Here is a 12,558-nt window from a genome sequence, read left to right on the forward strand (position 1 = left end):
GTGATGCGGATCAAAAACTAGGTCAGGGGATTAACCGAAGGCGGCTCCAACGCCGCCACGCTTTCGCTTGCCCCTTGCCAGGAGACTCACGACATGGCCGACAACGGTTCGCTCTCGCTGCCAGAACTTGAAGACCGTATCGCGATCCTGCGGGACAACATCCGGCAACTGATCGAGCAGGCGGCCGCCGCGTCCGGCGGTCAGGACGAAGAGCGCAACGCCGATCGCATCGCCCAGCAGACGGAAGAACTCGAAGCGCTGGTCAAGGAGCGCGACCGGCGCGGGGGGTAGCGCGAGCAAATCTCCGGCGTCGTTCCGGAGGGGTTGCCAAGCACGCGGAATGAAAGCGCGTTGGATGACGGCGGTGAGAACTCGGGAAACCGTCAGTTCAGCGACGGATTGCGGGGGCGATAGCCGCCCGACTTGTCCTTGACGAAAATCTCGGCGACCTGCGAATGGCGGATCGGCTCGCCGGTATCGTCAGGCAGCAGGTTTTGCTCCGAAACGTAGGCGACATATTCGGACTCGGAATTTTCGGCCAGCAGGTGGTAGAACGGCTGGTCCTTGTGAGGGCGCATTTCCTCAGGGATAGACAGCCACCATTCCTCGGTGTTGTTGAATTCCGGATCGATATCGTAAATCACGCCACGGAAAGAGAAAATCCGGTGGCGGACGATCTGGCCGATCTGAAACTTGGCGGTGCGCGCTTTTATCATCTCCCGTCGAATAGACCATGATTGTGGCCGATGCTAGGGGCTAAACCCTGAATTGAGCGGGGCGGGGGGCACCCCTGCGGCGCGGTCAATGCGGCAGTCTTGCCAAGAAATTCGAGTGCATATCCCGATGATCGATATCCTGAACCTTGCCCTCCCGTATTTCGGGTTGATCTTCATCGGCTATGCCTGCGGCAAGTACAAACGCCTGCCGGAGGCGGGCCTGGAGTGGATGAACTTTTTCCTGCTCTATGTTTCGCTGCCGGCGCTGTTCTTTAGAACCCTTGCAAGGACGCCGTTCGAGGAACTGAACAACGCGCCTTTCGTGATCGCCACGACGGCGGCGACCGCGAGCGCGTTCTTTCTGTCGATGTTCGGCGCAAAGCTGATCGGCAAACTGTCGATGCGCGAATCCGCGATGGCGGGACTGGGCGGCGGCTACGGCAACATCGGGTACATGGGGCCGGGACTCGCGCTGGCGACGCTTGGCGCGAAGGCGACTGCGCCCGTGGCGCTGATCTTCTGCTTCGACACCATTTTCCTGTTCACGGTCGTGCCTCTGCTGATGGTGCTGACCGATGGCGAGCGCCGGCCGCTGCTGCCGACCGTTGCTCTGGTGGCGAAGCAGATCCTGCTGCATCCGCTGATCATCGCGTCCTATTTCGGCGTGCTGGTTGCCGCGTTTCACATTCCGGTCCCGGTCGCGTTCGACAACATGTTCCAGTTTTTGCAAAGCGCCGCGGCGCCGGTGGCGCTGTTCGCGCTGGGCGTGACGGTGGCGCTGCGCCCGTTCGAGCGCGTGCCATGGGAGGTGCCGGGCGTCATCTTCGTCAAGCTGATCGCGCATCCGCTGATCGTGTTCGGGCTGCTGATGCTGCTCGGCCCGTTCCCGCCGGAATGGGCGGCGACGGCGCTGCTGCTGGCCTCATTGCCGCCGGCGCTCAACGTGTTCGTGATCGCGCGTCAGTACGATACGTGGATCGAGCCGGCATCGACGCTCGTGCTGATCGGCACGTTCCTATCGGTGGTGACGCTCACCAGCGTGATGTGGATGATCAAGACCGGCGCGCTGACGTTCCCGTAACTATCGGCTTCGGGCCGCAAGCGGACGTACCGCCTGTCTATTTAGATCGCCCACCTTGCATGGAGGGCAACGAACCGCAAATATCCAACCAACTTCAAGTGTCGCTCCAGGGAATTCCAGAACAATGCAGTTTGATGATGTTATCCTCGGCCGCCGGAGCATCCGTGGCTACAAACCGGATCCCGTACCCAAGGCGCTGATTGAGGAAATTATCGGTTTGGCGATGCGCGCTCCGTCGTCGATGAATACCCAACCCTGGAATTTCTACGTCATCACCGGCGAACCGCTTAATCGAATCCGAGCCGGAAATACGGAGCGGATGGTGGCAGGCGTTCCGCAGTCGCGCGAATTCCGCATCGGTCAGGCATTTGCCGGTCAGCATCGCGATAGGCAGGTTGGCGTCGCCAAGCAGTTGTTCTCCGCAATGGGGATCGCGCGCGATGACAAGGATATGCGACAGGACTGGGTTCTGCGTGGCTTCCGTCAGTTCGACGCGCCTGTATGCATCATCGTGACATATGATCGCGTGCTGGACGGCAGCGATGACACGCCCTTCGATTGCGGCGCCGTGGCAACCGCCTTGGTCAATGCTGCCTGGTCTCGGGGACTCGGCGCTGTGATCAACAGCCAAGGCATAATGCAGTCACCGGTGGTGCGGGAACATGCCGGAATAGCCGACGATCAAGTCATCATGAAAAGCATCGCATTGGGATGGCCGGATGAAAATTTTCCGGCAAACGCGGTGGTGTCCGAACGAAAGTCAGTCAAAGAAGCCACCGTATTCGTGGGTTTCGACAATTAACTCATAACGCCCCCGCCATGATGGCGAGAGGTCTTCGCGCATTGCGAAGCGGCGGATCGGGCCGAACGTGTTCCCGTCAGGCCGGTCTCGTCATCACGCTCGAAAGATCGTGAACCCGAGAATGAGCAGGATCAGGAAGATCACGCCGAAGATGTAGAACAGCACGCGCGCGATATCCGCCGATGCAGCGGAGACCCCGGTGAATCCGAACACGCCTGCGACGACCGAGATCAAAAAGAAGATCAAAGCCCATTTCAGGATCGTCATGGTGAAATCCTCACTTTTTCAGATCCGGTAAACTACGGGCGGATTGGAATGTTCCAACGTCATGGAACATCTCGCAGGCATACCGATTGTTCAGTAAGGAATCGAAATAGCTATGGGAGGTAGCTATGAGGGCAATCGGACTTGCTTTCGTGCTGTTGCAAATCCTGGTTTCAACAGCCGTTTTTGCGCAATCGACAAGCGGAATAGGTAGTGGAGCGGCCGGAAGGACCACTTCACCCGGAGCCGCAAGCGGCGGTTCTCTCGGCACGAGCGCAGGCGCACCGGGCACCAACTCCGTGGGTACGGCAGCACCGGCGTCAGGCGCAGGAATGACGACAGGATCCGGAGCATACGGCCTGCTCGGCACAGGTGATCCGGCGATCGACAAGCACGAGAAGGATGTGAGCCAAAAAATCAGGAGCATCTGCAAGGGATGCTGAGAGCTGCTCGGCGCAGGCCGGCCGTTGTGACTGCCGTCGACTTACCGCGACATGCTCCCGCTGCAAGCTGCGGTAAGCTTGGCGGAAAGCAGGGAGTATTTTCGATGACGGTTAATCATCCCAATGCCAAAAAGATATGGACGACGATTGAAATCGACAAGGATGGCGTGGAGACGGTCCTGGTTGTGGAAACCGACCTCGAGTTGAATGCCGCCGCCCCGGCTTTCGACGTCGCCAAGGTGGATGCTTTAATTGATGCTGCAACGAAAAGTTTTGCCGCCAGCGGCGGAACGATTGATCGTGTTCATCTCGTCCCGGTCAGGTGAGATCATTGCGTCGCGACAATTAACGTCCACGCCATGACGGCGACAGGCCTTCGCGCATCGCGAGGCGGCGGATCGGGCCGAGCGTGTTCAGCATGTGCATTCCGGCGGCGCGCAGCGATTGCGCGGGCAGGAAATCGCTGAGCAATGTGCGGTTCGCCATGTCCACCGCGAAAATCCTGCTGAACACATCGGCGCGGCGCGCGCGGGCATAGGCTTGCAGCACGGCGTCCGCGCCGGTATCGCCGCCCATCAGCAACGCATCGCGCACGATGTCGGCGAGATCCGCAGCATCGCGCAGGCCCATGTTGAGCCCCTGCGCGCCGATCGGCGGCAGCACATGCGCGGCTTCACCCACCAGCACGATGCGTCTGGCCGCGAGATGGTCGGGATTCTCGATGGCCAGCGGGAAGACGTGGCGGCCGGGCGCTATGGTCAGCTTGCCCAGGATCGAGTGCGATTGCTTTTCAAGCGCGAGTGCAAGCTGCGCGTCGTCGAGCGCCTTCAGCCGCTCGGCCTCGCCGGGTTTGACCACCCAGACCACGCTGGAGCGCTGGCCGGGAAGGGGCACGAACACGCAAGGCCCGGACTCGGTGTGAAACTCGGTCGAGCAATCGTTGTGCGGACGGGCGTGCGCGATGTTGAGCGTCAAGGCGGACTGGCCGAGGTCGCGCCGTTTGACGCCGATGCCTGCGGCCTCGCGACAGAGCGAATACCGTCCGTCAGCTCCGACGACGAGAGAAGCCGTGAGGGACCGGCCCTCCTTAGTCGAGACGGTGACGGCGGACTCATCGCTAACGACGGATTGCGCCTCGTCATCGATACGAACGAGGTTCGGCAATTCCGACGCGCGTTCTTCCATCGCGATCATCAGCAGGCGATTCTCGATGTTGGAACCGAAGGCCTCCATGCCGATCTCGCCCGACGAGAATTTCACCTCCGGCGAGCGGATCAGGCGGCGCGTATCGTCCACCAGCCGCATCACGCGCAATGCTGCGGACTCGTCGGCGCAGCGCCGCCACACATCCAGCGATTGCAGAAAATCCACCGAGCCGCCGAGCAGCGCCGTGGTGCGGTTGTCGGCATAGGGCGAACGCCGCGCGATCAGGGCGGTCGCGACACCGGCCTGCGCCAGCGCAATGGCGGTTGCGAGCCCGGCGGGCCCACCGCCCACGACGGCCGCCTGATAGTGGGAAAGTTGATCGGTCATCGGCACATGTATGGTCGGAATTTCCGGGCGTCACAATCCATTTTGGGCGTCATCTTGCGGAGCATTTAAGGCAATTCCGGAGCGGGTTTCCCTCGGCGTTCCCAGATCGTGCGGCCGGATATGCAAAAGACAGGGAATCCTGATAGTCACAACGGCAGATGAGCGAGCCCGGTCAGGACCAGCCCCCATATTCCGCCAAGGCGCGCCGCCGCGCGTTCGGCGTTCACATTTTTACGGCGCTGGGCGGAGCGATCGCACTGATCGCCATGCTGGAGGCGGTGAGGGAACACTGGGCGGCGATGTTCGGCTGGCTGGGCCTGGCGCTTCTGATCGATGGCCTCGACGGGCCGCTGGCGCGCAGGCTGAACGTCGACGAGGTGCTGCCGAACTGGTCCGGCGATACGCTGGATCTGGTGGTCGATTTCCTGACCTACGTTTTCGTGCCGGCCTATGCGATCACCGCGAGCGGGTTGCTGATCCCGCTGGCGACGCCGCTGCTCGGCGGGGCAATCGTCATTTCCGGCGCGCTGTATTTTTCCGACCGGCGCATGAAGGGCGACGACAATCATTTTCGCGGGTTTCCCGCACTGTGGAACGCTGCGGCGTTCTATCTGTTCCTGCTGAAGCCGCCGGCTGCGGTTGGCAGTATCGCGCTCGCCATTCTCGTGGCGCTGACCTTCGTGCCGTTCCACGTGATGCATCCGCTGCGCACCGTGCGCTTCCGCAAGCTGAACATCGCGCTGATCGCCATCTGGGCGTTGCTGGCGTTGTACGCGATCGCCGCCAATTTTGCCGTTTCGCCGTGGATCTCCGCGGTGCTGTGCGCCATCGGCGTTTACGTTCTTCTGAGTGACGTGTTGATCCGATTATTGGGCTGGAGCCGCGCATGATGGAATTGCTGATGAGTCCCGAAGCGTGGGTCGCGCTGCTGACCCTGACGGCGCTCGAAATCGTTCTCGGCATCGACAACGTGATCTTCCTGTCGGTGATCGTGTCACGGATTCCGCCCGCGCAAGCCGAGAAGGCGCGCAAGATCGGCCTTGCGCTCGCGCTGGTATTCCGGATTGCACTGCTGAGCATTCTGGTCTGGCTGATCGGTCTCACCCAGCCGGTCATCACCATCGCCAAGTTCGCGCTATCATGGCGTGACATCATTCTCATCGTCGGCGGTCTGTTCCTGATCGCCAAGGCCACCCACGAAATTCACGCCGAGGTCGAGGCGCGGGATGAAGAGGATAGCGCGAAGGCGACGCCCAGCGCATTCTTCTGGGTGATCGTCCAGATCATCGTGATCGATCTGGTGTTCTCGATCGACTCCATCATCACCGCCATCGGCATGGTGCAGGAGATCGAAATCATGATTGCCGCGGTCATTATCGCCGTCGGCGTGATGTACGTCTCGTCGGGGCCAGTGGCCGCATTCGTGAAGGAGCATCCGACCACCAAGATGCTCGCACTGGCGTTTCTTGTCCTGATCGGCGTCGCGCTGGTCGCGGATGGCTTCCACTTCCACATTCCGCGCTCGTTTATTTATGTCGCGATCTGCTTCTCGGCGGCGGTGGAGGCCTTCAACATTCTCGCCAAGCGCAATCGCAAGAAGCGGGCGAAACGTGTCAGCGCCTAGGCGCGGCGGCCGGGCGCGTTGACAATTTGTTGCCGATGGACTTCGCTCCCGGTTGGGATCGTTCAAGAAAAGGCTCGGGAGAAACCATGACCAAGGCTGTGCGCGTCCATCAGGTGGGCGGTCCGGAAGCGATGATCTTTGAAGACGTGGATGTCCCCGCGCCCGGCAACGGCGAGGTGCGCATCCGCCAGCACGCGATTGGCCTGAATTTCATCGATACCTACTACCGCACCGGTCTCTACAAGGCGCCGGGCCTGCCGTTCATCGTCGGCAACGAAGCTTCGGGCGAAGTGATTTCGGTCGGACCGGGCGTGACCAATTTCCATCCAGGCGATCGCGTGGCGTACTACTTCAACCTCGGCGGCTACGCGACCGAGCGGAACATCCCGGCGGACAAACTGGTGAAGCTGCCGGATCACATCACCCATGAGCAGGCCGCCGTGCTGATGCTCAAGGGGCTGACGGTCTGGTACCTGCTGCACAAGACCTTCAAGGTCGAGCCGGGTCATCGTGTGCTGATCCATGCGGCGGCCGGCGGCATCGGCTTGCTCGCATGTCAGTGGGCGAAGGCGCTGGGTGCAAATGTGATCGGCACCGTCGGCACGAAAGAGAAGGCCGAACTGGCGCTGGCCAACGGCTGCGATCACGTCATCCTCTACAAGGAGGAGGATTTCGCGGCGCGCGTGAAACAGATCAGCCGTGGCGAATTGTGCGACGTGGTCTATGACGGCGTCGGCAAGGATACGTTCGCGGGATCTCTCAAGTCGCTCAAGCAGCGCGGATTGTTCGTGAGCTTCGGCAACGCCTCGGGGCCGGTGCCGCCATTCTCAATAGCCGAACTCAACAATCACGGCTCGCTGTTCGCGACCCGCCCGAAACTCAACGACTATGTCGGGACGCGCAAGGAACTGATCGAGGGTGCGGACACGCTGTTCGCGGCCGTTATCAGCGGCACGCTGCATGTGCCGATCAACCACGCCTATGCGCTGAAGGATGCGCAGAAGGCGCACCGCGATCTCGAAAGCCGCGTCACGACGGGATCGTCGATCCTGAAGCCGTAGTTTTTGCTGTCATTGCGAGGAGCGTAAGCGACGAAGCAATCCATTCCTTTATGCAAAGAGGGATTGCTTCGCTTCGCTCGCAATGACGAGAAAAATACCTAAAATCCCGCCACGGTCCCGTGCAGATCGTACTGATCTGCGCGGTCGATCTTCGCGGTGACGATGTCGCCGACCTTCAACGGACGGCGGCTTGAGACGTAGACGCTGCCGTCGATCTGCGGCGCATCGGCCTTCGAGCGGCCTTTCGAGACGGTCGGGCCGACTTCGTCGATGATGACCTGCTGGCGGGTGCCGACCTTGCGCTTGAGGCGTTGCGCGGAAATCTTCTGCTGCCGCGCCATCAAGGCATTCCAGCGCGCGGTCTTGATCTCTTCGGGCACCGGATTCTCGATGGTGTTCGAGGTGGCGCCCGCAACCGGCTCATACTTGAAGCAGCCGACGCGGTCGATCTGCGCCTCGTCCAGCCAGTCGAGCAGATACTGGAAATCGGAATCGGTCTCGCCGGGAAAACCGACGATGAAGGTCGAGCGCAGCGTGAGATCCGGACATTCGTCGCGCCACTTCTTGATGCGGGCGAGAGTCTTGTCTTGTGCGGCGGGGCGGCGCATCTGCTTCAGCACACCGGGAGAGGCGTGCTGGAACGGGATGTCGAGGTAAGGCAAAACCTTGCCCTCGGTCATCAGGCTGATGACTTCGTCGACATGCGGGTAGGGATAGACGTATTGCAGCCGGACCCATGCGCCGAGTTCGCCGAGCTCGCGCGACAGATCGAAAAACTTCGCGCGAACCTCGCGGTCCTTCCAGATGCTGGTCGCGTATTTGATGTCCACGCCATAGGCCGATGTGTCCTGCGACACCACCAGCAATTCCTTGACGCCGGCGGTGACAAGTTTCTCGGCCTCGAGCAGGACCTCTTTCGCCGGGCGTGACACGAGATCGCCGCGCAGCTTCGGAATGATGCAGAAGGTGCAGCGATTGTTGCAGCCTTCGGAAATCTTCAAGTAGGCGTAGTGGCGCGGGGTCAGCTTGATGCCCTGCGGCGGCACCAGATCAATGTGCGGGTTGTGCAGCGGCGGCAGCGCGCGATGCACGGCGTCGAGCACGCTCTCATATTGCTGCGGGCCGGTAATCGACAGCACGTTCGGGTAGGCTTTCTCGATCTGCTCGGGCTCCGCGCCCATGCAGCCGGTGACGATCACCTTGCCGTTCTGTGCCATGGCTTCGCCGATGGCGCCGAGCGACTCCTGCTTGGCGCTGTCGAGAAAGCCGCAGGTGTTGACGATCACAATGTCCGCGCCGTCGTGCTTGCGCGCGAGTTCATAGCCTTCGGCGCGCAGCCGCGTAATGATGCGCTCGGAGTCCACCAGGGCCTTGGGGCATCCAAGCGACACAAAACTGACTTTTGGGGCGATGCCCTGTTCCATTGTTTCCAGCCTGATGGGGAAGTGCAGGAGCTATCCCTGATTACCCGCAAATACAAGGCTTTAAGCCCGGGATGGACGCGTGCTAGGGTTGTTTTGCCGGAATGTGAGTGGGAATGACCGCGGATTCGTCGTTCAAGATCGTCATCGTCGACGAAAGCCCGATCCGGACGGCAATCCTGAAAGAGGGATTGCGGGATGCGGGCTTCACCAGCGTCGAGCATATTTCCGAGATGCATAACCTGCTCGCGCGCATCTACGCGCTCGATCCCGACGTCATCCTGATCGATCTTGAGAACCCCAGCCGCGACATCCTGGAACAGATGTTCCAGGTCAGCCGCGCGGTGCGGCGCCCGATCGCCATGTTCGTCGACCAGAGCGACGCCGCCTCGATCCAGCAGTCGGTCGAGGCCGGGGTATCGGCTTACATCGTGGATGGCCTGAAGAAGGAGCGGATCAAGCCGATCCTCGACCTTTGCATTTCCCGGTTCAACGCCTTCTCCAAATTGCAGGACGAACTGGATCGCACCAAGTCGGCGCTGGAAGATCGCAAGATTCTGGATCGCGCCAAGGGCCTTCTGATGAAAGCCAAGGGCCTGACGGAAGAAGAAGCCTATGTGCTGATCCGCTCGACCGCCATGCGCGAAAAAAAGAAGATCGGCGAAATAGCCCAATCGATCATTACCGCGGCGGAGTTGCTGAAATGACGGATACACCGCTCAGGATCGGTTTCATTCCGCTGGTCGACGCCTCCGCGCTGATCGTCGCGGTGGACAAGGGTTTCACCGCCGCCGAAGGGCTGGACGTGACGCTGGTGCGCGAAGTGTCGTGGTCAAATGTCCGCGACAAGCTCAATATCGGCCTGTTCGATGCCGCGCATCTCTTGGCGCCGGTCGCTATCGCATCCACGCTCGGCTTGTCGCAGGTCAAAGTGCCGATCGTGGCGTCCTTCAATCTCGGGCTGAACGGCAATGCGATCACGGTATCGCCCGCACTGTATGCCGCGATCATGGGCGAGGCCGAAGGCGAGCCCACGAATCCGATGGTCACTGCCAAGGCGCTTGCGCGCGTCGTCGCGGCGCGGCGCAAAATCGGTGCCGAGCCGCTGACATTCGGCATGACGTTTCCGTTCTCGACCCATAATTACCAGTTGCGGTTCTGGATGGCCGCGGGCGGCGTCGATCCTGACGAGGACGTGCGCCTCGTGGTGCTGCCACCGCCCTACATGGTGGAGAGCCTCGCCAACGGCCACGTTGATGCGTTCTGCGTCGGCGCGCCATGGAATTCGGTCGCGGTCGATCTCGGCGTCGGGCATATCCTGCATTTCGTGTCGGATATCCTGGAGCGCGCGGCGGAGAAGGTGCTCGCGGTGCGCGAGGCGTGGGCGTTGAAGAACCCGGACGTCCTCACCCGGCTGACGCGGGCGCATGGCCGCGCCGCCGATTTCATCGAAGACCCGGACAATCGGGGCGAGGTGGCGCGCATCATCGGGGCCCCGGAGCGGATCGGGGTCGATCCCGAGGTGATCCAGCGCACGCTCGACGGCCGCCTGAAAATCTCGCCGGACGGAACGCTTCGCGAAAGTGGCCGCTATCTGCTGGTCGGGCGAGAAGGCGCGGCGCGGCCTGATCCGGTTCAAGCGGCCTGGCTTTACGCCCAGATGGTCCGCTGGGGGCAGGCGGCCTATTCAGCGGAGGCGCTGGAAACCGCCCAGAGGGTGTTCCGGCCTGATCTCTACGACGCCGCACTCGGTGCGTCTGCGCGGCCGGTCCATGCCGTAGCTGACGGTGTCGGCGCATTCGACGGGGCTCCATTCGATGCTGGCGATATCGTCGGGCATCTTGCGTCTGTCGCCATCAAACGGCGTCAGCCCTAACAGCGATTCCAGGTTCATTGATGCGTGCCTACTTATTGTGCGACGCGCAATAAATGGGCAAATGCCATTTGGAGAGGCCGAGCCCTTGGCCTGCTTCATCTGAAGGCACACCCGCAACTCACTGTAAAATATGGACTTGCTGCGTTGCACGCGGCTGGCACGATCCTTGAATAGCTTAGGGCAGGCCGAGACGAAGGCCTGCCGGGTCCACCGATGGCCCAAACAGCAATGCCGCTGTCTCGAGGAGCCTCATAGGCGCGTCTCGAGGTGGCGGCTTTTTGTTTTTGGACGATGCGACCTGCGCGTGAGGCGATTGAACGGCAGTCAGACAGCGACACGGTCGAAAGGACAACAGACACGATGACGAAGACCACCAAACAGGGACTCGCAAGCCGCAAGATGAGCCGCCGTGCGCTGCTCAAGGCCGGTGCCGGCACGGCGGCGCTGCTCGCCGCGGCCCGCATGAATTTTCCCGGCGGCGCATTCGCGCAGACCGCCGGACCGGAAGTGACCAAGGCGATCTTCGGTTACATCGCGCTGATGGACGCATCGCCGCTGGTGATCGCGAAGGAAAAGGGTCTGTTCGCGAAGCACGGCGTGCCCGACGTCGAGGTCAACAAGCAGGCCTCGTGGGGTGCCACGCGCGACAATCTCGTGCTCGGCGGTGAGAAGAACGGCATCGACGGCGCGCACATCCTGACGCCGATGCCCTATCTGATCTCGGCCGGCAAGGTGACGCAGAACAATGTGCCGACGCCGATGTACATTCTGGCGCGCCTCAATCTCGATGCGCAGGCGATCTCCGTTTCCAACGACTACAAGGATTTGAAGGTTACCGCTGACGCCTCCGCGCTGAAGGAAGCTTTCGCCAAGAAGAAAGCCGAAGGCAAGGACGTGAAGGTCGCGATGACTTTCCCCGGCGGCACCCACGATCTCTGGATCCGCTACTGGCTCGCGGCCGGCGGCATCGATCCCGACAAGGACGTCTCGACCATCGTCGTTCCGCCACCGCAGATGGTGGCGAACATGAAGGTCGGCAACATGGACGCGTTCTGCGTCGGTGAGCCGTGGGGCGAGCAGCTCGTCAATCAAGGCATTGGCTTCTCGGCTTGCTCGACGGGCGAGATCTGGTCGAAGCATCCGGAGAAGGCGCTCGGCATCCGCGCCGAGTTCGCCGACAAATATCCGAAGGCCACGCAGGCGATCCTGATGGCGGTGATGGAAGCGCAGCAGTGGTGCGACAAGCCCGCCAACCGCGCGGAAATGTCCGAGATCGTCGGACGCCGTCAGTGGTTCAACGTGCCGGTCGCCGACATCATCGGCCGCGCCAACGGCGACATCAACTACGGCAACGGCCGCGTCGTGAAGGGCACCAAGGAGTTCATGAAGTTCTGGCAGGACCACGCGTCCTACCCGTTCAAGAGCCATGACGCCTGGTTCGTCACCGAAGACATCCGCTGGGGCAAGTTCGAGCCGGCAACGGACGTCAAGGCGATGGTCGACAAGGTCAACCGCGAGGACATCTGGAAATCGGCCGCGAAGGCGCTCGGCGTCGCCGCTGCGGATATTCCGGCAAGCACGTCGCGCGGCAAGGAAACCTTCTTCGACGGCAAGGTGTTCGATCCCGAAAATCCGTCGGCGTACCTCAAGAGTTTGTCGATCAAGCGTATCGAAGCCTGAGAAACCCGCGGGCCGCCCCACGCAGGGGCGGCCTCGCACCTAACGCAACCGAGGCCT

At 61.5% G+C, this 12,558-nt stretch carries 14 protein-coding genes; 10 read left to right on the forward strand and 4 right to left on the reverse strand.

The genetic code is table 11. The annotated features are described in order from the left end of the window. The first annotated feature begins 93 nt into the window (after positions 1 to 93). Positions 94 to 291, forward strand: a complete 198-nt coding sequence (locus AC1RKJ_RS01590) for a hypothetical protein (RefSeq protein ID WP_492789158.1) — start codon at positions 94 to 96, stop codon at positions 289 to 291. A gap of 92 nt (positions 292 to 383) precedes the next feature. On the opposite strand, the gene hspQ is transcribed toward AC1RKJ_RS01590, so the two are convergent. Next, positions 384 to 716: a heat shock protein HspQ gene (gene hspQ / locus AC1RKJ_RS01595; RefSeq protein ID WP_492789159.1), complete on the reverse strand. Its 333-nt coding sequence runs from the start codon at positions 714 to 716 to the stop codon at positions 384 to 386. A 127-nt stretch (positions 717 to 843) separates the two neighbouring features. On the opposite strand from hspQ, the gene AC1RKJ_RS01600 reads away from it, so the two are divergent. Both AC1RKJ_RS01600 and AC1RKJ_RS01605 read left to right on the forward strand, forming a co-directional pair. Continuing rightward, a complete protein-coding gene (locus AC1RKJ_RS01600) occupies positions 844 to 1,797 on the forward strand; it encodes an AEC family transporter (RefSeq protein WP_492789160.1) in 954 nt (317 codons plus the stop codon). A gap of 124 nt (positions 1,798 to 1,921) precedes the next feature. Beyond that, positions 1,922 to 2,599: a nitroreductase gene (locus AC1RKJ_RS01605; RefSeq protein WP_492789161.1), complete on the forward strand. Its 678-nt coding sequence runs from the start codon at positions 1,922 to 1,924 to the stop codon at positions 2,597 to 2,599. Between the two features lie 93 nt (positions 2,600 to 2,692). On the opposite strand, the gene AC1RKJ_RS01610 is transcribed toward AC1RKJ_RS01605, so the two are convergent. Next, positions 2,693 to 2,866 (reverse strand): DUF1328 domain-containing protein, encoded by a 174-nt coding sequence (locus AC1RKJ_RS01610; RefSeq protein WP_492789162.1) that lies wholly within the window; start codon positions 2,864 to 2,866, stop codon positions 2,693 to 2,695. A 544-nt stretch (positions 2,867 to 3,410) separates the two neighbouring features. Here AC1RKJ_RS01610 and AC1RKJ_RS01615 point away from each other — a divergent pair. Continuing rightward, complete coding sequence (locus AC1RKJ_RS01615) at positions 3,411 to 3,632, forward strand: hypothetical protein (protein ID WP_492789163.1); 222 nt, start codon at positions 3,411 to 3,413, stop codon at positions 3,630 to 3,632. A 19-nt stretch (positions 3,633 to 3,651) separates the two neighbouring features. Here AC1RKJ_RS01615 and AC1RKJ_RS01620 read toward each other — a convergent pair whose 3' ends face one another. After that, positions 3,652 to 4,839: a UbiH/UbiF family hydroxylase gene (locus AC1RKJ_RS01620; protein ID WP_492789164.1), complete on the reverse strand. Its 1,188-nt coding sequence runs from the start codon at positions 4,837 to 4,839 to the stop codon at positions 3,652 to 3,654. Positions 4,840 to 4,997: 158 nt separating this feature from the next. On the opposite strand from AC1RKJ_RS01620, the gene pcsA reads away from it, so the two are divergent. From pcsA to AC1RKJ_RS01635, 3 genes are all read left to right on the forward strand, one after another. Further along, positions 4,998 to 5,729 (forward strand): phosphatidylcholine synthase, encoded by a 732-nt coding sequence (pcsA, locus tag AC1RKJ_RS01625; RefSeq protein WP_492789165.1) that lies wholly within the window; start codon positions 4,998 to 5,000, stop codon positions 5,727 to 5,729. After that, positions 5,726 to 6,463 (forward strand): TerC family protein, encoded by a 738-nt coding sequence (locus AC1RKJ_RS01630; RefSeq protein WP_492789166.1) that lies wholly within the window; start codon positions 5,726 to 5,728, stop codon positions 6,461 to 6,463. Before pcsA ends, AC1RKJ_RS01630 begins: the two co-directional genes overlap by 4 nt. A gap of 86 nt (positions 6,464 to 6,549) precedes the next feature. Next, the gene (locus AC1RKJ_RS01635) at positions 6,550 to 7,524 is read left to right on the forward strand and encodes a quinone oxidoreductase family protein (RefSeq protein WP_492789167.1); all 975 of its coding nucleotides are present in this window, start codon (positions 6,550 to 6,552) and stop codon (positions 7,522 to 7,524) included. A gap of 98 nt (positions 7,525 to 7,622) precedes the next feature. Here AC1RKJ_RS01635 and rimO read toward each other — a convergent pair whose 3' ends face one another. Continuing rightward, positions 7,623 to 8,948, reverse strand: a complete 1,326-nt coding sequence (gene rimO, locus AC1RKJ_RS01640) for a 30S ribosomal protein S12 methylthiotransferase RimO (RefSeq protein WP_492789168.1) — start codon at positions 8,946 to 8,948, stop codon at positions 7,623 to 7,625. A 113-nt stretch (positions 8,949 to 9,061) separates the two neighbouring features. Here rimO and AC1RKJ_RS01645 point away from each other — a divergent pair, with 113 nt between their 5' ends. The 3 genes from AC1RKJ_RS01645 to AC1RKJ_RS01655 all read left to right on the forward strand — a co-directional run bounded on the left by AC1RKJ_RS01645 (position 9,062) and on the right by AC1RKJ_RS01655 (position 12,501). Further along, positions 9,062 to 9,652: an ANTAR domain-containing response regulator gene (locus AC1RKJ_RS01645; RefSeq protein ID WP_492789169.1), complete on the forward strand. Its 591-nt coding sequence runs from the start codon at positions 9,062 to 9,064 to the stop codon at positions 9,650 to 9,652. Continuing rightward, positions 9,649 to 10,821: a CmpA/NrtA family ABC transporter substrate-binding protein gene (locus tag AC1RKJ_RS01650; RefSeq protein WP_492789170.1), complete on the forward strand. Its 1,173-nt coding sequence runs from the start codon at positions 9,649 to 9,651 to the stop codon at positions 10,819 to 10,821. The genes AC1RKJ_RS01645 and AC1RKJ_RS01650 overlap by 4 nt, the downstream gene beginning before the upstream one ends. Positions 10,822 to 11,181: 360 nt before the next feature. Beyond that, positions 11,182 to 12,501, forward strand: coding sequence for a CmpA/NrtA family ABC transporter substrate-binding protein (locus AC1RKJ_RS01655; protein ID WP_492789171.1), 1,320 nt, complete (start codon positions 11,182 to 11,184; stop codon positions 12,499 to 12,501). Positions 12,502 to 12,558 lie beyond the last annotated feature (57 nt).

The sequence above is a fragment of the Afipia sp. GW822-FHT04G07 genome, assembly GCF_058800765.1.

Excerpts from the sequence above, each read along its gene's own strand:
- AC1RKJ_RS01590 (WP_492789158.1), top strand. The coding sequence starts at position 94 with ATGGCCGACAACGGTTCGCTCTCGCTGCCAGAACTTGAAGACCGTATC.
- AC1RKJ_RS01635 (WP_492789167.1), top strand. The coding sequence starts at position 6,550 with ATGACCAAGGCTGTGCGCGTCCATCAGGTGGGCGGTCCGGAAGCGATG.
- rimO (WP_492789168.1), bottom strand. The coding sequence starts at position 8,948 with ATGGAACAGGGCATCGCCCCAAAAGTCAGTTTTGTGTCGCTTGGATGC.
- AC1RKJ_RS01620 (WP_492789164.1), bottom strand. The coding sequence starts at position 4,839 with ATGACCGATCAACTTTCCCACTATCAGGCGGCCGTCGTGGGCGGTGGG.
- AC1RKJ_RS01600 (WP_492789160.1), top strand. The coding sequence starts at position 844 with ATGATCGATATCCTGAACCTTGCCCTCCCGTATTTCGGGTTGATCTTC.
- AC1RKJ_RS01610 (WP_492789162.1), bottom strand. The coding sequence starts at position 2,866 with ATGACGATCCTGAAATGGGCTTTGATCTTCTTTTTGATCTCGGTCGTC.
- AC1RKJ_RS01615 (WP_492789163.1), top strand. The coding sequence starts at position 3,411 with ATGACGGTTAATCATCCCAATGCCAAAAAGATATGGACGACGATTGAA.
- AC1RKJ_RS01630 (WP_492789166.1), top strand. The coding sequence starts at position 5,726 with ATGATGGAATTGCTGATGAGTCCCGAAGCGTGGGTCGCGCTGCTGACC.
- hspQ (WP_492789159.1), bottom strand. The coding sequence starts at position 716 with ATGATAAAAGCGCGCACCGCCAAGTTTCAGATCGGCCAGATCGTCCGC.
- pcsA (WP_492789165.1), top strand. The coding sequence starts at position 4,998 with ATGAGCGAGCCCGGTCAGGACCAGCCCCCATATTCCGCCAAGGCGCGC.
- AC1RKJ_RS01655 (WP_492789171.1), top strand. The coding sequence starts at position 11,182 with ATGACGAAGACCACCAAACAGGGACTCGCAAGCCGCAAGATGAGCCGC.
- AC1RKJ_RS01650 (WP_492789170.1), top strand. The coding sequence starts at position 9,649 with ATGACGGATACACCGCTCAGGATCGGTTTCATTCCGCTGGTCGACGCC.
- AC1RKJ_RS01605 (WP_492789161.1), top strand. The coding sequence starts at position 1,922 with ATGCAGTTTGATGATGTTATCCTCGGCCGCCGGAGCATCCGTGGCTAC.
- AC1RKJ_RS01645 (WP_492789169.1), top strand. The coding sequence starts at position 9,062 with ATGACCGCGGATTCGTCGTTCAAGATCGTCATCGTCGACGAAAGCCCG.